General features: G+C 59.5%; 22 protein-coding genes. 11 read left to right on the forward strand and 11 right to left on the reverse strand.

The features are described 5' to 3' along the window. Window position 1: 1 nt before the first annotated feature. Complete coding sequence (locus AC5S26_RS03085) at window positions 2–451, forward strand: hypothetical protein (protein WP_494183382.1); 450 nt, start codon at window positions 2–4, stop codon at window positions 449–451. 91 nt (window positions 452–542) lie between these two features. Beyond that, the gene (gene hemB, locus AC5S26_RS03090; protein WP_494183383.1) at window positions 543–1,532 is read left to right on the forward strand and encodes a porphobilinogen synthase; all 990 of its coding nucleotides are present in this window, start codon (window positions 543–545) and stop codon (window positions 1,530–1,532) included. On the opposite strand, the gene AC5S26_RS03095 is transcribed toward hemB, so the two are convergent. Continuing rightward, window positions 1,486–2,223: an aspartate/glutamate racemase family protein gene (locus AC5S26_RS03095; RefSeq protein WP_494183384.1), complete on the reverse strand. Its 738-nt coding sequence runs from the start codon at window positions 2,221–2,223 to the stop codon at window positions 1,486–1,488. The genes hemB and AC5S26_RS03095 overlap by 47 nt on opposite strands. 22 nt (window positions 2,224–2,245) lie before the next feature. Here AC5S26_RS03095 and AC5S26_RS03100 point away from each other — a divergent pair, with 22 nt between their 5' ends. Further along, entirely contained in the window at window positions 2,246–3,142 is an 897-nt protein-coding gene (locus tag AC5S26_RS03100) for a 2-dehydropantoate 2-reductase (RefSeq protein ID WP_494183385.1), read from the forward strand. Between the two features lie 94 nt (window positions 3,143–3,236). Here AC5S26_RS03100 and AC5S26_RS03105 read toward each other — a convergent pair whose 3' ends face one another. Both AC5S26_RS03105 and AC5S26_RS03110 read right to left on the reverse strand, forming a co-directional pair. Beyond that, on the reverse strand, window positions 3,237–4,220 hold the full coding sequence (locus AC5S26_RS03105; protein ID WP_494183386.1) for a nucleoside hydrolase: 984 nt from the start codon (window positions 4,218–4,220) through the stop codon (window positions 3,237–3,239). Between the two features lie 143 nt (window positions 4,221–4,363). Beyond that, the gene (locus AC5S26_RS03110) at window positions 4,364–5,926 is read right to left on the reverse strand and encodes a GMC oxidoreductase (protein ID WP_494183387.1); all 1,563 of its coding nucleotides are present in this window, start codon (window positions 5,924–5,926) and stop codon (window positions 4,364–4,366) included. Between the two features lie 210 nt (window positions 5,927–6,136). Here AC5S26_RS03110 and lpdA point away from each other — a divergent pair, with 210 nt between their 5' ends. From lpdA to AC5S26_RS03140, 6 genes are all read left to right on the forward strand, one after another. Continuing rightward, the gene (lpdA, locus tag AC5S26_RS03115) at window positions 6,137–7,558 is read left to right on the forward strand and encodes a dihydrolipoyl dehydrogenase (protein WP_494183388.1); all 1,422 of its coding nucleotides are present in this window, start codon (window positions 6,137–6,139) and stop codon (window positions 7,556–7,558) included. Window positions 7,559–7,668: 110 nt separating this feature from the next. Then, window positions 7,669–9,720 (forward strand): DNA/RNA helicase domain-containing protein, encoded by a 2,052-nt coding sequence (locus AC5S26_RS03120; RefSeq protein ID WP_494183389.1) that lies wholly within the window; start codon window positions 7,669–7,671, stop codon window positions 9,718–9,720. A 27-nt stretch (window positions 9,721–9,747) separates the two neighbouring features. After that, complete coding sequence (gene lipB / locus AC5S26_RS03125) at window positions 9,748–10,503, forward strand: lipoyl(octanoyl) transferase LipB (RefSeq protein WP_494184597.1); 756 nt, start codon at window positions 9,748–9,750, stop codon at window positions 10,501–10,503. A gap of 106 nt (window positions 10,504–10,609) precedes the next feature. After that, window positions 10,610–11,155, forward strand: coding sequence for a hypothetical protein (locus AC5S26_RS03130; protein WP_494183390.1), 546 nt, complete (start codon window positions 10,610–10,612; stop codon window positions 11,153–11,155). Further along, entirely contained in the window at window positions 11,152–11,472 is a 321-nt protein-coding gene (locus AC5S26_RS03135; RefSeq protein WP_494183391.1) for a hypothetical protein, read from the forward strand. The genes AC5S26_RS03130 and AC5S26_RS03135 overlap by 4 nt, the downstream gene beginning before the upstream one ends. A gap of 224 nt (window positions 11,473–11,696) precedes the next feature. Next, window positions 11,697–13,337: a 2-oxo acid dehydrogenase subunit E2 gene (locus tag AC5S26_RS03140; protein WP_494183392.1), complete on the forward strand. Its 1,641-nt coding sequence runs from the start codon at window positions 11,697–11,699 to the stop codon at window positions 13,335–13,337. 116 nt (window positions 13,338–13,453) lie between these two features. Here the strand turns inward: AC5S26_RS03140 and AC5S26_RS03145 are convergent, their stop codons facing one another. Next, window positions 13,454–13,759 (reverse strand): carboxymuconolactone decarboxylase family protein, encoded by a 306-nt coding sequence (locus AC5S26_RS03145; RefSeq protein WP_494183393.1) that lies wholly within the window; start codon window positions 13,757–13,759, stop codon window positions 13,454–13,456. A 337-nt stretch (window positions 13,760–14,096) separates the two neighbouring features. On the opposite strand from AC5S26_RS03145, the gene ruvX reads away from it, so the two are divergent. Together ruvX and AC5S26_RS03155 are read left to right on the forward strand one after the other, a co-directional pair. Next, window positions 14,097–14,555 carry a Holliday junction resolvase RuvX gene (gene ruvX / locus AC5S26_RS03150; RefSeq protein WP_494183394.1) on the forward strand — a complete coding sequence of 153 codons (459 nt, stop codon included), beginning with the start codon at window positions 14,097–14,099 and terminating at the stop codon, window positions 14,553–14,555. Window positions 14,556–14,657: 102 nt separating this feature from the next. Next, entirely contained in the window at window positions 14,658–15,233 is a 576-nt protein-coding gene (locus tag AC5S26_RS03155; RefSeq protein ID WP_494183395.1) for an elongation factor P, read from the forward strand. A gap of 8 nt (window positions 15,234–15,241) precedes the next feature. Here the strand turns inward: AC5S26_RS03155 and AC5S26_RS03160 are convergent, their stop codons facing one another. The 7 genes from AC5S26_RS03160 to AC5S26_RS03190 all read right to left on the reverse strand — a co-directional run bounded on the left by AC5S26_RS03160 (window position 15,242) and on the right by AC5S26_RS03190 (window position 22,166). Further along, a complete protein-coding gene (locus AC5S26_RS03160; protein WP_494183396.1) occupies window positions 15,242–15,520 on the reverse strand; it encodes a DUF2164 domain-containing protein in 279 nt (92 codons plus the stop codon). Window positions 15,521–15,552: 32 nt separating this feature from the next. Further along, a complete protein-coding gene (locus AC5S26_RS03165) occupies window positions 15,553–16,401 on the reverse strand; it encodes a hypothetical protein (RefSeq protein WP_494183397.1) in 849 nt (282 codons plus the stop codon). Window positions 16,402–16,410: 9 nt separating this feature from the next. Next, on the reverse strand, window positions 16,411–16,623 hold the full coding sequence (locus AC5S26_RS03170; RefSeq protein ID WP_494183398.1) for a hypothetical protein: 213 nt from the start codon (window positions 16,621–16,623) through the stop codon (window positions 16,411–16,413). 372 nt (window positions 16,624–16,995) lie between these two features. After that, window positions 16,996–18,174, reverse strand: a complete 1,179-nt coding sequence (gene purK / locus AC5S26_RS03175) for a 5-(carboxyamino)imidazole ribonucleotide synthase (protein ID WP_494183399.1) — start codon at window positions 18,172–18,174, stop codon at window positions 16,996–16,998. After that, window positions 18,171–18,683: a 5-(carboxyamino)imidazole ribonucleotide mutase gene (gene purE / locus AC5S26_RS03180; protein ID WP_494183400.1), complete on the reverse strand. Its 513-nt coding sequence runs from the start codon at window positions 18,681–18,683 to the stop codon at window positions 18,171–18,173. The genes purK and purE overlap by 4 nt, the downstream gene beginning before the upstream one ends. A gap of 79 nt (window positions 18,684–18,762) precedes the next feature. Then, window positions 18,763–20,163 (reverse strand): non-homologous end-joining DNA ligase, encoded by a 1,401-nt coding sequence (gene ligD, locus AC5S26_RS03185; RefSeq protein WP_494183401.1) that lies wholly within the window; start codon window positions 20,161–20,163, stop codon window positions 18,763–18,765. Window positions 20,164–20,231: 68 nt separating this feature from the next. After that, window positions 20,232–22,166 (reverse strand): C1 family peptidase, encoded by a 1,935-nt coding sequence (locus tag AC5S26_RS03190; protein WP_494183402.1) that lies wholly within the window; start codon window positions 22,164–22,166, stop codon window positions 20,232–20,234. Between the last annotated feature and the right edge of the window lie 93 nt (window positions 22,167–22,259).

Raw genomic sequence — 22,259 nt, forward strand, 5'->3', positions numbered from 1 at the left:
CATGGGATATGCGCCCTATCCCTCTTATCCTCCAGCGATTACTGCCCCGCGAGTGCAAAGGCATCTTCAAACCCTCGGAATCCTGTGGTGCGTCTTCGGGGCGTACCGCATCCTAGCGGGCCTTCTCGGCTTTTTCGTCTTCCGTGCCGTAACATGGCGGCATTTCGGAGGTGACTGGCCCTTTGGTGGCTGGGGCGGTATGCACGGTCCACCCTGGATGGCGTTCCTGCCGGTTCTTGTGACCATCACGGTCGCAATGGCGGCATTGGCGCTCTTTGCCGGTTTCAGCCTGCTCAACCGCAAACCCTGGGCTCGTATACTGACGATCGTCCTGGCGATACTCTCGCTGGTCAAGTTTCCTGTGGGCACGGCGCTGGGCATCTACACGCTCTGGGTGCTTGCACCCATGAGCTCGGCGGTGGAATACGACGCGATCGCCGATCAAAGCTGATAGTCGCCTTGTAGCATGCTCCCGTTCCCAATAGAACGTGGGCGTTGGCAGACCCTACGGAGCCACCGCGGCGGGGGATAGACTAGAGGGGATGAACTTTCCCATGATGCGTATGCGCCGGCTGCGCCGCACTGAGGCGATGCGCTCACTGGTACGCGAGACCCATCTGCGTCCCGGGGCGCTGATCTATCCGCTCTTCATCTGCCCCGGAGAGGGTGTTCGCAAGCCCATCAGCTCCATGCCGAACATCTTCAACCTGTCGCTGGACGAGGCCATGAAAGAAGCCGAGCAGTGCGCGGAGCTTGGAATCGGAGGGCTGCTGTTGTTTGGTCTTCCGGCCGAGAAGGACGAGCAGGGCAGCGGGGCGTGGGCCGAAGACGGCATCGTGCAGACCGCGCTCCGCGAGTTGAAGAAGAATCGCAGGCTGGATTCGCTGGTGATGATGGCCGACGTCTGCCTGTGCGAGTACACCTCGCACGGCCACTGCGGCGTGGTTGCGCGTGATGGCGATCATTACGATATTCAGAACGACTCGAGTGTTGCCCTTCTCGCCAGAACCGCCGCGTCGCTCGCAAAGGCCGGCGCCGATATCGTCGCACCCAGCGACATGATGGATGGCCGGGTAGCGGCGATGCGCGAGGCCCTGGACGCAGATGGACTCGAACAGACGCCGATCTTGAGCTATGCCTCAAAGTTCGCGAGCGCGTTTTACGGACCATTCCGCGAGGCGGCAGATTCGGCCCCGCAGTTCGGCGACCGCAGAAGCTACCAGATGGATGGTGCGAACCTGCGCGAGGCCCTGCGCGAGATCGAGCAGGATCTGGTCGAAGGTGCGGACATGCTGCTGATGAAGCCGGCGATGCCCTATCTGGACGTCATGCGCGCTGCACGGGAGCGCTTCGACGTTCCTATGGGCGCATACCAGGTGTCGGGGGAGTACTCGATGCTGCACGCCGCATTCGAACGAGGATGGCTGGAGCCCGAGCGAACGATGATGGAATCGCTCACCTCAATCCGGCGAGCTGGCGCTGACTTTATCGTGACCTACTTCGCGAAGGATGCGTCGAAGGTGCTGGGTTAGAAGTCTCGACCGCACGGCGTAGCGCAGCCCGAGCGAGCAGACGCGTAGAGTCGAGGGTCGGCAGGGGCGAATTCTCGTCGTTCATGATGAGGGGAATCTCCGTGCAACCCAGCACGACCGCGTCACAGCCCTCGGTCTTCAGCCGCCCCATGACCTGTTGGAAATAAGCGATGGCCTCTGGTTTGAAGACGCCATAGACAAGCTCGTCCATGATGATGCGGCTGATCGCCTCGCGCTCTTCCTTGTTTGGGCGAAGGTATTCGATTCCAGCAGCGGTGAGTTTTTCGGGATAGACATTGCTTTCGACCAGCCAGCGTGTGCCGGTAAGTCCTACGCGCCGGAAACCGCGTCTCGATGCCTCCTGTGCCACCACCTCTGCGATGTGCAACCACGGTAGCGGCGAACGCGACTCGATGAACGGCAAAGCCTGGTGGATGGTGTTGTCCGGACAAATCAGAAAGTCAGCGCCGGTCTTCGCCAGCTTACCTGCGGAAGAGAGCATAATTTCCCCGACACCCTGCCAGTCATCGCGGTGAATGCAGTCCATATAATCCGCTAGCGAATGCGAGTGTATGGAGATCTCAGGGTGGCCATGCGGGCCCATCCATGCCGCTCCCTCCACGCAGACGGTGCGATAGCAGAGTGCGGCTCCTTCGGCGGAACAGGCGACGATGCCGATGTGCTGGGCCATGGTGTGATTCTAGAATGCTTTCATGGCTCGAATTGCGATTGTAGGGGCGGGTGCGATTGGCGGCGTGGTGGCTTCGTTGCTGCAGACGGCTGGACGGCATGAGCTGGTACTGTGCGTGCGACGGTCAATCCGCCAGCTTGTTGTTGAAAACTCCGACGGTGACATGTGTATCGACGCGACTGTGTTGACGCAGCCTCAGCAGGCGCGACCGGTGGACTGGGTGATCGTTGCAACCAAAGCCTACGATGTGGCCGCGGCAGCGTTGTGGCTCGATCCGCTCTGCGCCGCAGGCGCTCCGGTTGCCGTGCTGCAGAATGGCGTGGAGCATCGTGACCGCTTCGCGCCCTATGTCGCCAAAGAAAACATTGTCCCAGTGATCGTGGACTGCCCGGCAGAGCGCAAGCCGCCTGCAGATGGTGTGGATCGCATCGTTCAGCGCGGCCCGATGAATTTGAAGGTTCCTGATGGCGCGCAGGGGCGTGATTTTGTAGAGCTTTTTACAGCAACGGCGGCTGAGGCGGCGGCAGTGGAAGACTGGAACACAGTGGCCTGGAGGAAGCTCTGTCACAACGCTGCCGGGGCACTTCCGGCGCTGCTGCTGCAGCCCGCGGGTGTCTTGCGCGACGATGCTATCGGCGCAGTTGCCATGGACATGGTGCGTGAGTGCATCGCGGTCGGACGTGCCGAGGGTGCGCTGCTGGCGGACTCGGTCGCGGAAGAAGTGCTTGCAGCATATCGCAGATCGGCCCCGGACTCGGTCAACTCCCTGCACGCGGACCGGTTGGCGGGTCGTCCGATGGAGATCGATGCCCGCAATGGCGCGATCGTGCGGCTGGGGAAGAAGCACGGCATTCCCACACCTTCAAACAGCATGGCGGTGGCGCTGCTCAATACGATGGCGGATCAGCGGAATGCTTGAGGTGGGAAGGGATAGGCAGGGCGAGAGCTCTCAATCCTGCTCTTCGGCACGATGAGGCTGTACGAAGATAATGCGCCAGATCAATCTGCACTAATTACTTAGCCGTTGGAATGACGCAGGCCTGGGTGCCCTTAAGTCTCTGGTTCAGCAGACGCGGCATCAGCAGCGCAAAGAAGGCATCTTCCTTCGGCTGGAGGCAGGCCTGGGCGTTGGGACTGCCCGCCGTTGCACGAGTCATTCCCTTGTCGTCGACCTCGAGGTGAAGCGGCGTCATGGGACAGGTCATGGGATCGATCGTGTAGGCCGCGGCCACGGCGTCGAAGAGCGTAGGCGATGCCTGGTGAGAGGCGTGGCCCCACTCCGTGACCAACACCTGCAGGGCGTCGGTCATGGGCGTGCTGATGGACGCAAGCGAGGAACGTTTTGCGTCATCGAATTTAAGCTGCGTGGAATCGAGAGGAAGCACGAAGATCGGTACGCCTGAGCGAAACAACTTCTGTGCCGATTTCGGGTCGCGGGCGATGTTGTACTCCGGCTCGGGTGCCTTGCCCGGGGCGCCATAGCCGCGATAGACCGAGCCTCCCATCAGAACGACGCGCTTCAGCTTGCGAAAGGCTACAGGGTCACGATCGATTGCGGCGCCGATGTTGGTGAGCGGGCCGAGGGCGAGCAGGGTGACTTCGCCGGGATAAGCCTTGGCCTGTTCGAGCAGGAAGGCGACAGCGTCCTCGTGCTTGCGTTCAATTCCAGCTTTGGCCCAGGTGGCTTGGGAGAACGTGGCCGTTGACTTCGTTGGCACGCCCTCACGAACAGCAATATCGGAGCGCCCGGTCTCGCAGACCATGCGGTCCAACATCCGCGCCCGCAGGGCAGTGTCTCCCCACGCCGAGGATAACCCGAGAATCTTCAGCTCGGGGCTTGTGAGCGCGAGATCAATCGCGAAGGCATCGTCCACGTCATCGCCCACGTCGGTGTCGATGATGACCTTCACGGGTTCGCGCAATTCCGCCCGCACTGTTCCGATGACAGCTAAAGTGAGCGCAAGGACAAGTGCAGCGTAGCCTGAACGATGTGGCATATCTCCGGTATTCTCTCCGACACAGTTTTGGGCGCAAAAGAGCCCGCCGCCGGATTATCCCATGGCTCTGCTTGTCCGCGTAAAACACCGCACGTGAGTTGAGGAATTTGGAATTTCCTTCCCTTGCCTGCCCCGGCAAGGAGTCATGCTGGTTGTTGAAGCAGATGATCTGCAAGACGAATGCCCAGCGCCGTGATCGTGAGCGAGGGGTTCGCGCTTCCCGCGGTCGGGAAGACCGAGCCATCGCAGACGTAGAGGTTTCTCATGCCGAAGACCTGAAGCTGCGGGCTCACTACGCCGGTAGTGGACGTGGAGGACATGCGGGCGGTGCCGAGGTGATGCGCGGCCGAGGTAAAGTTCTGGATCCAGTCTTCCATCGTGCCCTCGCGCGCCATACGATACTGGCGGGACTGAAGCCCTTTGCCAAAGGCCGCACGGGTGAACTCCTCAAGGCTGCTGAAGTCGTTTACAGCCGGCTTCCAGTGAATGGAGGCGATGGGGTAGCCGAAAGCGTCACGCGATCCATGCGACAGGCTGACGCGGCTCTCCGGATTCGGAAGTTGTTCAGCCATGAAGAACAGCTCGCCGTACCGGTAGAAGGCAGGCAGGCCGCAGCGCGCAATCAGGATGCGGTACATCAGGTTGGGAGTGCCCAGAATGCCGATCATCTGCCGGGTCGTCAGATCGCGGAACGACCGCGCCGAGAGAAAAGAGAGTCGCAGATTTTCCTGGACGTGCCTCGATCCTATGCAGGGGCGGATCATGAAGTAGTGGTTCGACGTGCCGACGGTTTGCTGAAGCTCCGGCCGGAGCGTCAGTGCGGCTCTGAAGTACCGGACGCCGCCAGGCAGGGACAGATCGGAATAGGCGAGAGCTCGCAGAGGAAAACGGAACCGCAGCATGGAAAAGGGGCCGGTCGGATGATCCATCAGGAACCGGCCGACCAGGTCATGATCATTGCCGATTCCGTTCTGCGACCGCGACCGCGAATTCAGCAGCAGGCGCGGGGTCTCAAGCGTGCCCGCGCAAACGATAAAGGTGCTCGCTTCGATCCGAAAGGTCCTGCCCGGGGCGGCTGCCTTAAGAGCAGTAATTCCGGAGCCGGTTTCATCGGGGAGCAGCTCGAGGGCGCAGGTATCAAGAAGGCATCGGAGCTTGCCGGCATTTGCCAGATCGAGAAGCACGGGCTTCCATCGGTGGGGCGGTTTTCGATATTCAAGAAATTTCGGGTGCAGGATCGCCGGATCGTACTGGATCTTCTTGATGCCGCGATGCACCGCCGAGGGAAGAAGCTCGGGCTGGAGGCCGCTACAGGAATCATGTCCCAGCAGAAAAGCAGCCTTCTCGTAGAACGGGTTAAGATCCTCGCGACGCAGCGGCCAACCATCAGCACCAAGCCAGGGCCTGGGCTCGAAGTCATGCTCGTCCAATGGGTTGGAGTTACCGTGCCAGGCGTTGCTCGTGCCTCCGAGCTCAATACAACGCGTAATCGGTATGCCGAAGGGGCGGCCGGTATGCTCGGCGGTCACATTGCCAAGAATGTTCGCGGGCGAGGGCTGTGCCATACCCGCTTCGATCAGCAAGACGTCTTTGCCGGCGCGAGCCAAACTGGACGCGACAGCAGCGCCGCCCATGCCCGAACCCACAACGCAATACTGGGCACGAAGAATCGAATTATTCTCTACGGCACTCCCGTGGATGATCATCTTCCGTTCGCTTACAAGGCGTAATTATTTCAATCGATGCCAGGGCCCGGGCTCGAGAATGACGTGAGTCTATCGCACGACCATATTTCTGCAAGCTAAATCTTTTACTGGATGGAGGCTTTTAGGGAAGACCTATCTCTCGACCCTGCCTCGGATCGATTGACAACCTGTGTAATCTAATATGTTTGGGTATACGAGAAGGAGATGGCTTTGGCTGACACGATCTTTGACGTAGTGGTTCTTGGCGGCGGACCTGCCGGTTACACCTGCGGTATCCGCGCGGCGCAGTATGGACTTAAAGTAGCTTTGGTAGATGCAAATGACAGATTAGGTGGGACTTGCCTCCTGTGGGGATGCATTCCGACGAAAGCCATGTTGTTCACGGCCGAGATCTGGGATCACCTGAAGCACGCCGAGAGCTACGGCATCGACGGCGTATCCGCGCCAAAGCTCAATTGGAAGAACGTCCTCGCCCGAAAGGACGATGTGATCACGCGGCATACCAAGGGCCTCGACTTCCTTATGAAGAAGAACAAGATCACTACTTTCAAGGGTTTTGGCAAACTGACCGGACCAGCAAAAGACGGCGTTCATACCGTTGAGGTGAAGCTCGCGGACGGCAAGTCCGAAACCATCAAGGCCAAAAAAGTCGTGCTGGCGACAGGTTCCGACGCGCGCGTTCTGCCGGGTTATAAGCCGGACGACACCATCCTGACCAACTACGAGATCCTCAAGATCGCCGAGGCCCCGAAATCGCTGGTCGTCATCGGCTCGGGGGCCGTGGGAGTCGAGTTCGCCTCCATCTTCAAGAGCTTCGGGGCTGAGGTCACGGTTCTCGAGGTTCTGCCACGGGTCGTTCCGGTAGAAGACGAGGAGGTCTCGAAGGAACTGTTGCGCCAGTTCAAGAAGCGCGGCATCGACGTCAACCTCTCCATCAAGGACACCAAGATCGAGAAGAACAAGCAGGGTGCGCTGGTTACCTGGACCGATTCCAACGGTAAGGCGCAGTCCAAGCAGGCGGAGAAGGTGCTGATGGCCGTAGGCCGCGCGCCGCGTACCGAGGGCATCGGGCTCGAGAAGACCAACATCAAGCCCGAGCGCAGCTTCGTGATGACCAACGAGTGGATGGAGACGACCGAGCCCGGCGTCTACGCCATCGGCGATATCGTCGGAGGCATGCCGCAGCTCGCACACGTCGGCGCGATGGCCGGCCTCGTCGTCGCGGCGCGCATCGCGGGCAAGTACGCCAAGCCGATCAACCGCCAGCGTATCCCAGGTTGCACCTACACCGAGCCGCAGATTGGCAGTGTAGGCCTGACCGAGGCGCAGGCCAAGGAGAAGGGTTACCAGGTCAAGGTGGGCAAATTCCCCTTCGTCGGCAACTCCAAGGCGACCATTCTCGATGCGCACGACGGCTTCGTGAAGGTGGTCTCCGATGCGAAGTACGGCGAAATCCTCGGCGTCCACATCATCGGGCCCTACGCGACGGAGATCATCGCCGAGGCCGTAACCGCACTTCAGCTCGAAGCCACGGTCGAAGAGATGATGTTCACCATCCACGCTCATCCGACGGTGGCCGAGGCGTTGCTGGATGCCTTCTCCAGCGTTGAAGGCAAGGCCATCAACGTGTAAGCAAGCGGTATTTTCGAGATGAAACGGCGACCTTCAGGGTCGCCGATTTCTTTTTTGGAATAACTGCGACACCCTACTTGGTATCCTGGCGCCGAACCGTACAAACACCAATGGCCTCTTTTTACTGCGCAGCAGTCGAGCAATTTCTGTCGCAATCTCCCGCTATCCTTCTTGCGAATCTCTCCACCGCCTATGCCCATCGCGGCTACACATCGCAATATGCCGACCAAACATTGACTTGGCAGAGCGACTTGGAGTCTCTGCAAGCAACTTTATTGCGATGCACGGAGCAGTCGCAGGATGTGAGTAGTTGGGGCGTAATCCTGGAGTTTTCGATCCCTCGCAAGGAACGACGTATCGACGTCGTTTTGCTTGTGCGTGACACGATCGTAGTTATCGAGGCTAAGACCGCAGACGTAGGATCAACTGCGAAGCAGCAACTAGAAACCTATGCTCTTTTGCTGCACTACTTCCATAAGGGATCAGCAAATCGAAGGATCGTGCCAGTGCTTGTGTCGTCGAAATGCGCCGTGCCTGATCTTGTCGCGCTCAATCAGAGAGAGTTTTTCCAGCAGATGCCACAGTATTGGATCGCTCCAGTGATGAGCAGTTCATGGGACAGACTCTCCGATCTGCTCCTGGACATTGATGCTCAAGGCGGAGAACAGCTCTCGGCACTACAGTGGGAGCAAAGTCCGTACTTTCCCGTACCAAGCATCATTGATGCAGCAACAGCTCTTAGTACAGGCCTTTCTATCCGCGAGATCGCACACTCTGAGGCATCAGAGCATGAGATTGAAGAGGTCGGGAAGACGATCCAGACTTACATGAATATGGCACGAACGCAGAGTCAACATGCAATCTGCTTTCTGACTGGTGTTCCTGGCTCCGGTAAAACGCTGGTCGGCCTAGGTCTTGCTCATTCAAGTGAGAATAAAGAATGTCCCATCCACTTTATGAGCGGCAATGGACCCCTCGTAAAGGTGCTTCAACACCTCTTTACGCAAGAGAGCATGCGTCAGGGAACACGTTCGCATGAGGCCAAAGAGCATGCACGCACATTGATCGAAAACGTTCACGTCTTTGCACGTACCTACACCGACGATGACAAAGGCGCTCCTTCCAATCACGCAATCATCTTCGATGAAGCGCAGCGAGCATGGAATAAGGCGCAAAATTTGAGGAAGTTTAAGCGCGACTATTCGGAACCCGAGATGCTGCTACAAATTATGGAGCGGCACGAAGATTGGTCATTTGTTGTCGCGCTGGTAGGAGGCGGCCAGGAGATCAACGATGGCGAGGCCGGGCTGGAAGAGTGGGGCCAAGCATTGAGTGAAAGCGGTAAGGCGTGGACGATCTATGCCTCACCGGAGGTTCTTGAGGGAGGGCCGTCAACAGCTAACCACAGGTTGTTCGCTGAAGGTGTTGCCGCGCGCGTTGTCGCCACGAATCCCCATCTGCACCTGAGAACGTCGAATCGCAGTCTCCGCGCTGAGCAGCTGGCAAGCTGGGTAAACAAGGTCATCGAGGGAGATGACAAAAGCGCAGCCGCGATCGGAGTTACAGCCAGGTTCCCAATCTTTCTGACGCGCAGTCTAAGCAGGGCCCGTGAAATGTTGCATAGTCAGCGCAAAGGAGAGATACGCTATGGGTTGGTCGGCTCCTCCGGAGGCGCGCGACTGCGAGCAGATGGTTTGGAGCCGAGCTCTTCGTTTCACGCAGAGTATCCGTGGGAACATTGGTACCTCGCAAAACCCGACGATGTGCGTTCGAGCTATTGCTGCGAGGTCTTTGCAACGGAGTTTGAGATTCAAGGCCTGGAACTCGATTGGATCGGACTCTGCTGGGGCGGAGACATGATCTGGAGGAGGGATGGTTGGCAGTTGCGAGCTCTGCGTCACGGCTCCCCAAGTAAATGGTCGTCGATCAAGAGTACGGAGAAAGTGACCTATCGCAAGAATGCCTATCGGGTATTGCTTACACGCGCGCGACAGGGCATGGTGATCTACGTGCCCGCCGGTTCGAGCAATGATCCGACTCACGCGTCAAACGAGTTTGATGCGACTGCGCAATTTCTTCTACGCTGCGGTGTCTTGACACTCGACGCAGAACCCACAGAAATCGAAGAAGAGGCTGAAGCACCTCTTGGCCTGTTTGTATAGTGGCCGGTAACGTCTTGGTCCGGGATAATAAAGGGAAAGGTTATGTACCTCTACCTCCTCCAACTCGGCCGCATTCCTTACGCTGAAGGCCTCGCTATCCAGAAACGCGTGGTCGATGCACGCAAACAGGGTGCAATCGGCGACACGCTGCTACTAATGGAGCACCCCCCCGTCCTCACGCTTGGCCGCAACTCGAACCGCGAAAATATCCTTGCCTCCGACGAACTCCTCGCCTCGCGCGACGTTGAGCTGCACGAGATCAATCGTGGCGGCGACGTCACCTACCACGGCCCCGGACAGCTGGTGGGCTACCCCATCTTCGACCTGCGCGGCGACCTGCCCGGCAAACGCGGCCCGCACCTCGGCCCGGTCGACTTTATGCGCATGCTCGAAGAAGTTCTCATCCGCGTCTGCTTCGACTTCGGCATCCTGGCTCAGCGCATCACCGGGCGCACCGGCGTTTGGACCGCGGCGGGCGGCAGCATTCAGGAGAAGAAGATCGCCGCCCTCGGCATTCACGTCTCGCAGGGAGTAACCTCGCACGGCTTCGCGCTCAACGTCACCACCGACCTGCGCGACTTCGACCTCATCGTTCCCTGCGGCATCACCGATCGCACTGTCACCTCGCTCGAGCTGGAGGCCCAGGCGACCGGAGATCCGTCGCGTCAGCCTACGATGGAGAACGCCATCCACTCCACTTCGCGCGCCTTTGGCCGTGTCTTTCAGCGCCAGATTGTTGCCAGTAACTCATTCGACAAGTTGCTGGCGGTCGGCGCTCCATAGTGGTTTGGCAAAGACGGTGATGCTCCACAGGGCCTCTACTCACGTGCCGTCAGCATTTACCGGATGGCGTCTATCGTCTACATTGCTCTTGGAGGGATCCCACCCGATGGCTCATCACGCACTCTGGACAGAGCTCCATGGCCTGTTCTTCGGTGTCTTCTTCCTGCTGGCCTCTTATGCGTTGCTTCTTGAGAGCCTTCGCTACCATAGGCATCTTTCCCTGCCAGAGACTCTTCCGCTGTGGGAGCGGGTCTATCTCTCCGGCGCAGCCATCTTCGGATGGGCGGCCGTCCTTTCCGGAACCTTTCTTGTGTATCCCTGGTATCGTGCTCCGAGCACTGCTGGCGATGACATTCACATGCATCCACGAGCGTTTCTCCTCTCCCATGCCTCCACAGCATCCCTTCATTCCATGGGCATGGAGTGGAAGGAGCACATCGCTCTCATTGCGCCCCTCGCTTTCACGGCGGCCGTCTTTCTTTTAATACGCTGCCGTGTTGCTCTACGCGAACATCCGCCATTGCGTCTCGGCGTCCTTGTTTTTGCTGCCACCGCGCTTTTTGCTACCGGTGTCGCAGGACTTACCGGGGCCTTCCTTAACAAATATGCTCCAGTCACGGACGCGGTCAGCTTCTCAATGGGGGCACAATGAACCAGGATCTTCCGAATTACGTCTCCGCCTGCTCCATGCTGGTCGCGTCTTCTGTCGGTTGCTTCGCCTTCGGACTGCTTTATCTGCTAGGCAACAGCAGTCCGGGCGTCAATCACCTTCTCGGCATCTACCCTCCTTCAGGAGCGCTGAGCGGAGTGCTTCTCCTTGGATCCCTGGCTTTCCTCCTGTCATGGGCGGCGCTGTCGCATTTCTGGAGGACACGTCCGCCATCCTGCTCCTTTGCCGTAAAACTGGCCCTTGCGTTTCTGGTGGGCAGCCTGCTCCTTACGTTTCCACCGCTGGTACGGCTTTTATAGACAGGTTTTACGGCGGAATTAGCCTCTCCGGGAGAGACGAAACGGGTCGTTTCCCGCGAAGGAAGACAGGGTGCTCGCTAAAAGCACATCAAGTTCGCTAACCGCACCAGCAGCAAGCCATCCACGCTGCAATCCCCGTATAATCCGATTCGTACGCCCGGTTCGCGCCGGGATGGACGGAGTGTCGCTCAAACCCCGCCCGCACCAGCTTCAGGGAGAATTTCATGCCGACAGACGTAGTCATGCCCCAGATGGGCGAGTCCATCACAGAAGGCACCATCACCAAGTGGCTGAAGAAGCCAGGAGATACAGTTCAGCGCGACGAGCCACTGTTTGAGATCTCCACGGACAAAGTCGACGCAGAGATTCCCTCGCCCGAGGCAGGTACGCTGACGGAGATTAAGATCGGCGAAGGCACCACCGTTACGATCAACACCGTGGTCGCCATCATTGAGGCGAGCGGCAGAGGCGTGAACAACGGCGCACCGGCGAAGTCCGAGACTGCGGCAGCTCCTGCTGCCGATACGGTGACCCCTGCCGCCGAGGACGCTCCTGCGGCGACCCAGGGCAATCCCGCCGAAGCCGATTCTGTTGCCGCCGGCACCATCATCGAACAAGGCGGCGGGACGGAAGTCCTGATGCCCCAGATGGGCGAATCCATCACCGAGGGCACCATCACCAAGTGGCTCAAGAAGGTCGGAGATACCGTCCAGCGAGACGAGCCGATCTTTGAGATTTCAACCGATAAGGTCGACGCCGAGATCCCCTCGCCGGTCGCCGGAACCCTTACCGAGATCAAGGTGGCAGAAGGCAACACCGTCGGGATCAATACGGTCGTCGCCGTGATCGGTGGAGGCGCGGGCAAGCCCGCCGCTGCACCTGCTAAGGCAGCTCCTGCTGCACCTGCTGCCGCTGCACCTGTTGCCACGTCAGCCTCTGCGGGCGAACGTGGTCGTTCCTCGCCGCTGGTTCGCAAGATCGCGCAGGAGAACAACGTCGATCTCGCGCAGGTCGCAGGCACCGGCTCCGCAGGCCGCATCACCAAGGAAGACATTCTCGGCCACCTTGAGGGTGGAGCGAAGCCCGCCGCCGCAGCCCCAACAGCCAGCGCTCCTGCCGCTTCGAAGCCTGCTGCTCCCGCAGCCGCACTACCCCCGATGCCCGGCGAGGTCGTTCCGATGACCAAGATGCGCTCGATCATTGCGCAGCGCATGGTCGAATCGAAGCGCACCAGCCCGCATGTCCACACCGTCTTCAAGGTCGACATGACCCGCATCGTGAAGCTGCGCGAGAAGGAGAAATCCAAGTACGAGCAGCGCAACGGCGTCAAGCTGACCTACATGCCGTTCATCACGCGGGCGGCAATCTATGCCCTGCGCAAGCATCCTATCGTCAACGGCGCCGTCGAAGGCGACGCGATCCGCTACAACAAGAACATCAACATCGGCATCGCGGTCGCGTTGGACTGGGGTCTGATCGTCCCGGTGCTGAAGCAGACCGAAGAGAAGAACTTCCTCGGCATCGCGCGCGGCATCGTTGACGTGGCCGATCGTGCACGCAACAAGAAGCTCGCTCCCGATGAGATCTCGGGCGGAACCTTCACCCTGACCAACTCCGGCATCTTCGGCGAGCAGTTCGGCACACCGATCATCAACCAGCCGCAGGCTGCCATCCTGGGCATCGGCGGACTCAACAAAGAAGCCGAAGTCCTCACCGACAAGGACGGCAACGATTCCATCGCGATCCGTTCGATCCAGCGCTTTACGCTTGGCTTCGATCACCGCATCGTGGACGGAGCCGACGCAGGCAAGTTCATGAGCGACTTCAAAGCCTACCTCGAGAACTGGTCCGAAGACATCGGCTAGTGCTGCGCGCACGGTGAAAGGCGCCTTCGGCGCGGCACTAAAAACTACGAGCGGCGGTTCCTCACGGAGCCGCCGCTTTTATTTCAGATCATTCGACTCGTTGGAGCCTGAAAGAACTAATCCTTGAAGAGATGCGTCGAGTGGGTCACTGCGGCGCCTGCGCGCATCGCGGCGGCGACGAGACCGGTCTCCGCCAGCATCGGTTCGGTGGCGCCAGCCTCTACCGCTGCTCTGCGGTGCAGTTCGATGCAATAGGGACACTGCGTTGTCAGCGCGACGGCCAGCGCCATCAGCTGTTTGTGTAGAACGTCGATTGCGCCAGGCTGAAACGCGGCCTTATCGAAGGCCCAGAATGCCTTGGCTGCTTCGGGCGCGTGCTCTTCAAGCTTCTTCAGCTTGGTCAGGTTCTTCATATCAAACATGGAATCGTCTCCTTATAAAAAGGTTCGGGAATGTGTGTTCGCATAAGTAAGTGGGCCAGTCGATGCCATTGCGGTTACCGCCGTGACGAATCGTTAGAGGTATTGCGACAGGCAAAGGTTACACATACATAAAAGGTGCGTGTGTCTTGTCCGCAATGGGCAGGATTTAGTGCCGGACCAGCCAGACGGTTCCCACGATGAACAGCGTTGCGCCGAACATCCAGGCCCGAGCTGTGTTCAGCCGGCTCAACCACTTGTAGTTCATCGTCGCACCTCGACATCACTATAGTCCTGCAACGCAGTCTCTCGCATCCAGTGAGAGCGATAGACTTGAGGCATGGCCACGGGACGCGTGATGGGGTTGGATGTCGGTAAGGCGCGCATCGGCGTAGCTCTCTCTGATCCGCTGGGCTACACAGCGCAGCCTCTGCTGACGGTGTGGCGCAAGGGCCGTGGTGAAGACCTGCGCAGCCTGCTGCAATTGATTCGAAAGCACGAGGTTACGGAGATCGTCGTCGGCAATCCGCTGCACATGTCCGGCGACATCAGCTCCTGGGCTGTGAAGGTGCATCAGTTTGCCGAAGAGCTGCGCGAACGCTCGGGTCTGCCGGTGCAGTTGTGGGATGAGAGACTAAGCTCCCGCGCCGCCCACGAGATCCTCGACGAGGCCGGACACGACCGGCGCGATCGCAAATATGTCATCGATCAGGTTGCGGCTGTGGTCATCCTGCGCGACTGGATGCAGGCTCGCGAACAGAAGGAAAGCCTCAAGCAGGAAACTCGCGGAGAAGAGTAACCGGGCAGCCGCCTTTATGCATCGACCCGCGGCACCTATACTCAAGAGTAAAGATCAGGTTCGTACCGCTGTCTTTATCTGGACCTGTTTGTTGAGGAGTGCATGGCCGCATTAATCGAAGCAATCAACGTTAAGCGCAAGACGCTGTTCGAGCACGAAAACATTCCCTTCTACTGCATGGAAGCCGACATAAGCTCGCCGACAGCGCGCGGTGGCCAGACCCTTGTACGTCTCAAGATGCGCAATCTGCTGACAAACGCCGTTTTCGAAAAGACCTTCAAGGCCGGTGAAAAGTTCAAGGAGCCCGACCTGGAACTCGTTCCCGCAACCTTCCTCTACAGTGACGGCGACGGATTTAATTTCCTCGACCAGCAGAGCTTTGATACGCTCACGCTCACAGAAGGAATGGTCGGTGACGCAACTGATTTTCTCATTGAGAGCCTTGAGATCCAGGTGCATAAATACAACGGCAACCCTATCGGCCTGCAGCTCCCGATCTTCGTCGAGCTGAACGTTGCTGAGACCGAGCCCGGAATCAAAGGCGACACATCGAGTGGCAGCGTCACCAAGGTAGCCAAACTTGAAACTGGCCTGGAGATTCGCGTTCCTCTCTTCATCAAGGAGGGAGAGAAGGTGAAGGTCTCAACCGAGACGCGTGACTTCGCCGGACGGGCATGACTGTCCAACTACTTTCTGCGGTTTCTGCGCTTGGCGTCAACCTTGGGCCAGTATTGAAACTCATCGGCGTACAACTCACCGCCAAGATCTGAGACTCGCAGGGCCATACGCGCCTGCGAATCGGCGATGGCGCGGTTGTAGATCAGTGGCCCGATCTCTTCCATGAAAAAATTCAGCAACAGCCCTGCTGGGAGATTGCCGATGGGCTCTGGCATGTTCTCTTCGAAGTAGCGCTGAATGGAGGCGATGGCCTCCGTGCGGGCCTGTTCCGATATCTCAATCGTCATCTCGATGAGATTTTACGCCGCGAACAGCGGCCTTACTTCTCCTTCAACCGGTCCAGCAGCCGAGTCAGCACCTCGCGCTCCTCATTGGAAGGCTGGAACGAGAGCGGCTTGCGGCGAATATAGCGCAGGTTCAGGTTGGCGATGTCGGATGCCATCACAATGAAGAGATTGCCTGGAATGTTGAACCAGAACTCCTCCGGCACGGTGGCGAGGTCCGCGCCCTTCGCCTTGCGAAAATCGGCGCGCTCAAACCGCCGCGGATTCGCCAGCGTAATGCTCTGCAGCGAGCCATCATTGTTCAACATGCGATCCTGAATCGCTCCTTGATACAGCCCGCCTGACTTGGTGAGTATATCGGCCATGATGCGAAAGCTGCCCTCGGGTAGCAGCATGTCGCTGAACAGAAGGTCCCACTCCGAGATGCGCGGGACGATCGTCGCCAGCAGCGTCCTCATCCACCGCTTATTCAGCCGCCGCCAGATGTGGTTGTAGTTCAGCACCACAAAGACGCGTACCCCGCACGCGATAAACACGATCAGATAAAGCCGCCACAGGATCGCGTAGTTCATCCAGAAGAATGCATAGAGGCTGGTGAAAAATTGCTGGTGGTGCGACTGGAAGAAGTTGTCGCTCTGCAGCGCGGAGAAAACCGTCTCCACATCGGCCTGCGTACCGCTATGCCACAGAGCGCCAGTCCACCGCGCCCATCCCACGGCAAGCAACAGAGGAATCGCAGCGACGATGATGGAGCGTGCAACCTCTTCAGCGTGGCTCTCGGTGCGGGTCTTGCGAAAGACGACAAGGTCCGCGGCCCACCGCGCAATCAGGTTGGGGCCAAGCAGGTAGACGGCGATGAGGAAGCTGACGAGAAGCGCCAGCAACGTTATCTCCTAGGCAATTGCTTCGTGGAGGTCGGCGAGGTTCAGCGTGATCTCGCCGAACGAGGTGGGGATGACGGCCGACTCGTGCGTGCGGAGCTGCGCCAGCACCGCGTCCTCATGCCGCTGAATGAACTCGATGATCTCGGCGCGCAGCCGCTTCTGGCTGGTGCCGATGTTCACATCGCGCAGCGAAAGCACGTACTCAAGCTCAGAGCTGCTCATCGAAAGCCCTCAAAAATACATGCACGAAATTCAGTGCACCTTAGAAGATACCACGGAACATCGGAATTAGCGTGTACTGACTGAGGTTCCAGGTGTGAACGCCAGCCTTGCTCGATGTGAGAGCATAAATCGCGATGAAGCAATCTCTGCTTGTGCTCCGCCTCCTCTTTGAGACTGTGCTAGGCCTTCTATGTATGTCGGATGTCGCCCTGCTTCCCCAGATCTGGAGCCATCGAGACAAGCTGGCTCAAACCAGCGTTGAACTGTTCTTCGCGTTGGTTTTTATCCTGATAGGAGTTCTTTGCCTCAAAGATGCAGTAAAAATTGTGCTCATCTTGCGGGGGAAACTCTCCAGATCTTCGATGAGATAAATCACAGCAGCGTCTGAGCCTGTAAAACGCTCGCCACGGCCTCATCCGCCGTTGCCCCCACCGCGCTCAAATGCCCCATCTTGCGGCCCTTGCGTGGCCGGTGCTTCTCATAGAGATGCAGCCGAACCCCCGGTACCGCCAACGCCCTGTCGAAGTGCGGCACCCTTGCGGAGCCGTCCTCGTTTAGCCACACGTCTCCCAGCAGGTTGGCGATCGCGCAGGGCTGCACGATGTCCACATCTCCGAGGGGAAGATCGCAGACGGCGCGAACCAGCTGCTCGAACTGGCTGGTGACCGAGGCTCGCTCGCTTGCGTGATAGCTGTTATGCGGCCGCGGAGCCAGCTCATTGACGAGCAATTGGCCTGAGGTGGTCACGAACATCTCCACCGCCAGGATGCCCTCGAGCTGAAACGTGTCGGCGATGCTCTCGGCAAGCTGCCTGGCCTCGGCTGCCATGGGATCGGTAAGCGGCGCCGGCATCACGCTCCAGGCCAGAATCTGATTCTCATGGTGGTTCCAGGCAGCGGGATAGACCTTCACCTCGCCCGACGGGCTGCGGGCGACCAGCACCGAGATCTCGCGCTCCAGATCGACTGCTTTCTCGGCGACTCCGGCTCCTTCGCCCAGTGCTTCCCAGGCTCCGCGAACCTCTTCTTCCGGGTCCGCACCCTCGCGGAAGCCGACCTTACCCTGCCCCCGGCCGTCGTAGCCTCCAGTCGCGCTCTTGCAGAAGCATCGTCCGCCCAATGCTGCGATCGCCTCGCGCAGCTCCTCGAGCGAGTGCACGGCGCGATAGTCGCCGATAGGGAAGCCATGCTTCCGCAACCAGTTTTTCTGCTCGATCCTGTCCTGGATGACGGCCAGCGTCGCTCGCCCGGGACGTACCGGGGCGAAGTTCGCAGCCGCGTCCATGCTGGCAAGCGAGATCTGCTCAATCTCGAGGGTCACCACGTCGCATCCGCGGGCAAGGTTTGCGGCCTCCCTCGCGTCGTCCCAGTTGGCCTCGATGCAGCCGTCCACGACAAAGCGCGCCGGGCACGCTGGGTCGGGGTCGAGCACCTGAATGCGATATCCCATGGCACGCGCCGCCATGGCGGTCATGCGGCCAAGCTGGCCCCCGCCGAAGATGCCGATGGTTGCGCCGGGAAGAATCGGTTGTGCAGCTGAATCTCTACTCACGCCTTGGCCCCGGGAGTCTCTTCTGCGATCACCTGCGCCAGGACCTCGTCCCGTCGTGCTGCCCGCCATGCGGTCAGCTTCTCGCGTAGGGCAGCATCGGTGGTGGCAAGAATCTGCGCGGCCAGCAGGCCGGCGTTTGCTGCGCCGGGAGCTCCGATAGCCAACGTGCCTACGGGAACGCCCTTCGGCATCTGCACAATACTCAGCAGCGAATCCATCCCCTGCAGCGCGGTCGCCGGTATTGGCACGCCCAGCACAGGCACGACCGTCTTGGCCGCGACCATTCCGGGAAGATGCGCCGCTCCACCCGCGCCCGCGATGATGACGCGAAGGCCACGCGAGGCAGCAGTTTCGGCATATTCGAAGAGAAGATCGGGCGTGCGATGCGCCGAGACCACCCGCACCTCGTGCGGAACGCCGAACTCGGCAAGCATCTCGACGGCGCCGCGCATCACCGCATAGTCATTGCGGCTTCCCATGATCACTCCAACCAGCGGTGAGGCGTCCATAGCCCGATTATAACGGTCTTCGCCACGTGCTTTCAGGGGTTTGCAACCTCGTCCGCGGATGCCGGAAGGTTTGGGGATCCTATTCCTTTTTGCTTCGCGTGCGTTTAGGGTGTTCCCCGCTTGCTTGTGCTGCTGCCCGCATCTCGCGCCACTTCCGGGTTGGGTCGTCATCGGGATCAGGCGTCTCCTGCGGAGGCCGAATCGCTTCGGGAACATGCCGCAGGTTTACGCGAACCCTCGTCCACGTGGACGAGCTTCCGCGCATCGAGTCGACCAGCACGTCATCTACAGCCAGCAGCTTCGCTGCCTCCGGATGCCGCGCCCTCCATCTTTCCAGGCCGTCGAGGGCTTCCTGTTTGTTCGTGGAGTTGGCAACCACAATCAGCGGCATCTTCGACTGACGCCTCTTGGGTGCAGACGTGACAGCGGTGTCCGTCTGCTCCTCACCACCGTCTGCCTTCTTCGCAACGGTCTTCTTCGCGCGCGAGGGAGCCACCCGCTTTGCCTCACCCTCCATCTTGCGAAAGTGCGGAGGCCACGGAGCATCGCCCAGTCCCTCGGCCTCATCGCGTGCTGCCAGCTCCAGCAGCCCTTCAAGCGATCCGGCAGCATCGTCCATCCCGGCATGTGGATCGCCCTTCTTCGCAAACCGCTCCGGCACCGTAAAGACGGTAAACTCCTGCGGATCGCACTCCATCACCTCATCCCACTCGAGCGGTGTCGACACTCTTGCATCCGGCAACGGGCGAACCGAGTAAGCCGAGGCCGTCGTGCGGTCCTTCGCATTCTGGTTGTAGTCCAGAAAGACGCCGTGGCGCTCTTCCTTCCACCACTTCGAGCTGGCCAGCTGCGGAACTCTCTTCTCCACTGCCCGCGACAGCGCAATCGCCGCCCGGCGAACTTCGGTGAAACTCCACCGCGGCTCGATCCGCACGTTGACGTGCATGCCGCGCGACCCGCTGGTCTTCGGCCAGCCGCGCAGCCCTACCTCTTCCAATACCGCCTTCACCTCCATCGCCACCCGGCGTACGTCGTCCCAGCCTACGCCGGGGATGGGATCGAGATCGACGCGCAGCTCATCAGGATGGTCGAGGTCGCCCGTGCGCACCGGGTGTGGATGAAGTTCCATGCAACCGAGGTTCACGATCCAGATCAGCCCCGCCGCATCATCGACAACGATCTCCTCCGCAGTGCGTCCTGAAGGGAACGAGAGCGTGACCGTGCGAATCCACTCAGGACGATCGCTGGGTGCTCGCTTCTGGTAGAACGGCTCCGCCTCTGCACCATTCACGAAACGCTTCAGCACGATAGGCCGGTCGCGAATTCCCTGCAACGCACCGGGTGCCACTGCGAGGTAGTAACGCACCAGGTCAAGCTTCGTGACCTTGATCTGCTTGGAGAAATACAGCTTCTCCGGATGCGTTACCCGCACCTCGCGGCCGCCGATCGAAAGAATCTCCGCCGCCTCGTCTGCGCTCACGATGACAGCCTATACCGATCTGGCAATCGTGTGTCGAGCGAAGTGACGGACACCGTGTGCGATAGAGGTCACCCCTTGATCAGCGAGAGAATCTTCTCTCGGGTCGTCGCGTCGTCATCGAAGCCGCCATGGGTCGTGCTCTTGGAATGCTGCTGTGGCGCCTTGAAGATTGTGATATTCGGTAGCCCAAGCGACAGAATCTCGCTGGTGAAGTACTTCTCCATTCCTAAGATCGGGGTGACCTCTCCCTTTTCGAACGACTGCGAAACCAGATACAGCAGCGAGCGGCTGTAATCGAGAATGGGCTTGCAGGTCGGATCCTTTTGCTCCATCTCGTCCGTCAGCTCGAACTGGTTGTATCGCTTTATTTTTCCGCTTCGAATGGCAGGCACAACCTGGCTTTGGAACACGTCCGCGCGCACTGCAGGAGCCATAAAGTTCACGGTCTCAAAGTTCCACTTCAAACGGTTCACGATGTAGCTGTGAACAATCGCTCCCGCCGAGTGGCCGACCAGGTGCAATCTCACCTTCGACGGGTCCTTGAAGTAGGGCGAACTCTTGCTGGCCTCATACAGCTTTCGTCCGCCACTCTCCTGAGCGCTTGAGATCGCATCCGCATTCTGCTTCATCTCGCCCCATACACTCGAGCCCGGAACCGCCAGTAGCCGCTCCAGTCGCGAGTCCCACCAGCTCTTCACCCGGTCCAGAACCGCGCCTGTAGTGCGCGGCTGCTTCGCGGAGATATCCGCCCAGATGTTCTTCAGGGTAGAGAACAGGTCTGTCTCCCACATCAAAAAGATAGGAAAGATCTGGCGGTCGTACATGGCGGGAATCCATTGCCCTGCAGTCGTAGCGGCGTCATCTTCCGAAGTAAGGCCACCGTGAGCGTAGATGGCGACATCCACCGGCTGGCTATCGCGAAGTCCCCACTTCTTCCTAGCCTCACCCAGCTGTTGGTTCAAAAGCGCGGTCACGTCGCTGTCCTGGGTGCGGAAGTCGCCCGTGTTGCTCAGCTTGCCATTGTTCTCCATGTCAATGATGAACGGCCCAATCTCACGGTTGCGCAGGGTCTCATCACTCGCCAGCTGGACACGGCCCTGCTTCACGCGCAACGTGGCCGAGCTTGCGATCTCCGTGTGCAGATCGGTGGTCACTCCAAGCTGTGCGACCCAGCAGTCCATCGCATTCTCGGTCCAGTCCTGGTAGGTCAACACCGCGCGTCCGCCGGTACCCCAAAGGGTGGCCCATGAGTTCTGGATGATGAATCCCTCGCGCGTGTACCCCACGATGGCGAAGGCATGCGCTCCATCCTGAGGAGTTGGCTCCTTTCGCGGAATCACCCAGTAGTCTGCGGCGGGTTTGGCGTCAGCTTTGGCCTTCGGCCTAAGCCCCTCCATCCACCCCGCATGGCACATCGCGCTTGCATACAGCACGCCGATCTCGTTCAGCGCCACCTGCATGTCGGTCACGCTGCGCGTATCCACGCGATAGTACGCTCCCAGCGGACGTCGCACAGCATCCTGCCACCAATCGTCATCGGGGTTTGTCGCCGGGGCGGGCATGGCTTCCTTGCTCCACAGCCGGGCAGAACAGGCGCCGTACTTGTACCAGCCCTTCATCGCGCCACGGAGGCTCGATCCCGTGTCTTTCGTGGGATCGCCCGGAAACTCGTCGTAGCGGCGCGCCATGGAATACAGCATGAACGGCGAAACCGGCTGCGGAACCTTCTCGCGCTTCGCCTTGTGCTGCAGGTGAAAGATGACGCTGGCCAGGGCAAATCCCGTACAGGCGCTCGTCATCTTCTGATTCAGCACCGGAATCTGGATGGAAGGTGCCAGCATCTCGGCGGGGATCAGCATCACCGACGGCTGATAAGGCCGGTCCCTCAAATCGATGCTGTCAGGAACGACATTTGTCTTTGGCCATGCCGCCTGCCTGCGCGAGGCCTTTGCCACAGTTTTCTTTGTGGCTCTTTTTAGAGCCGGTTTCTTCTTTGTTGCCATGCACACACTCCTTGGAACGAATGAAACGCACGGGCCCGGGTATCTGTTGTCCGCTCCACAATAACGCAGTTGCATTGCGTCTAGGAGATCGTT

The sequence above is a fragment of the Edaphobacter sp. FHG110511_03 genome (assembly GCF_059115365.1).

Excerpts from the sequence above, each read along its gene's own strand:
- AC5S26_RS03085 (WP_494183382.1), top strand. The coding sequence starts at position 2 with ATGGGATATGCGCCCTATCCCTCTTATCCTCCAGCGATTACTGCCCCG.
- hemB (WP_494183383.1), top strand. The coding sequence starts at position 543 with ATGAACTTTCCCATGATGCGTATGCGCCGGCTGCGCCGCACTGAGGCG.
- AC5S26_RS03095 (WP_494183384.1), bottom strand. The coding sequence starts at position 2,223 with ATGGCCCAGCACATCGGCATCGTCGCCTGTTCCGCCGAAGGAGCCGCA.
- AC5S26_RS03100 (WP_494183385.1), top strand. The coding sequence starts at position 2,246 with ATGGCTCGAATTGCGATTGTAGGGGCGGGTGCGATTGGCGGCGTGGTG.
- AC5S26_RS03105 (WP_494183386.1), bottom strand. The coding sequence starts at position 4,220 with ATGCCACATCGTTCAGGCTACGCTGCACTTGTCCTTGCGCTCACTTTA.
- AC5S26_RS03110 (WP_494183387.1), bottom strand. The coding sequence starts at position 5,926 with ATGATCATCCACGGGAGTGCCGTAGAGAATAATTCGATTCTTCGTGCC.
- AC5S26_RS03120 (WP_494183389.1), top strand. The coding sequence starts at position 7,669 with ATGGCCTCTTTTTACTGCGCAGCAGTCGAGCAATTTCTGTCGCAATCT.
- AC5S26_RS03130 (WP_494183390.1), top strand. The coding sequence starts at position 10,610 with ATGGCTCATCACGCACTCTGGACAGAGCTCCATGGCCTGTTCTTCGGT.
- AC5S26_RS03135 (WP_494183391.1), top strand. The coding sequence starts at position 11,152 with ATGAACCAGGATCTTCCGAATTACGTCTCCGCCTGCTCCATGCTGGTC.
- AC5S26_RS03140 (WP_494183392.1), top strand. The coding sequence starts at position 11,697 with ATGCCGACAGACGTAGTCATGCCCCAGATGGGCGAGTCCATCACAGAA.
- AC5S26_RS03145 (WP_494183393.1), bottom strand. The coding sequence starts at position 13,759 with ATGTTTGATATGAAGAACCTGACCAAGCTGAAGAAGCTTGAAGAGCAC.
- ruvX (WP_494183394.1), top strand. The coding sequence starts at position 14,097 with ATGGCCACGGGACGCGTGATGGGGTTGGATGTCGGTAAGGCGCGCATC.
- AC5S26_RS03155 (WP_494183395.1), top strand. The coding sequence starts at position 14,658 with ATGGCCGCATTAATCGAAGCAATCAACGTTAAGCGCAAGACGCTGTTC.
- AC5S26_RS03160 (WP_494183396.1), bottom strand. The coding sequence starts at position 15,520 with ATGACGATTGAGATATCGGAACAGGCCCGCACGGAGGCCATCGCCTCC.
- AC5S26_RS03170 (WP_494183398.1), bottom strand. The coding sequence starts at position 16,623 with ATGAGCAGCTCTGAGCTTGAGTACGTGCTTTCGCTGCGCGATGTGAAC.
- purE (WP_494183400.1), bottom strand. The coding sequence starts at position 18,683 with ATGGACGCCTCACCGCTGGTTGGAGTGATCATGGGAAGCCGCAATGAC.
- AC5S26_RS03190 (WP_494183402.1), bottom strand. The coding sequence starts at position 22,166 with ATGGCAACAAAGAAGAAACCGGCTCTAAAAAGAGCCACAAAGAAAACT.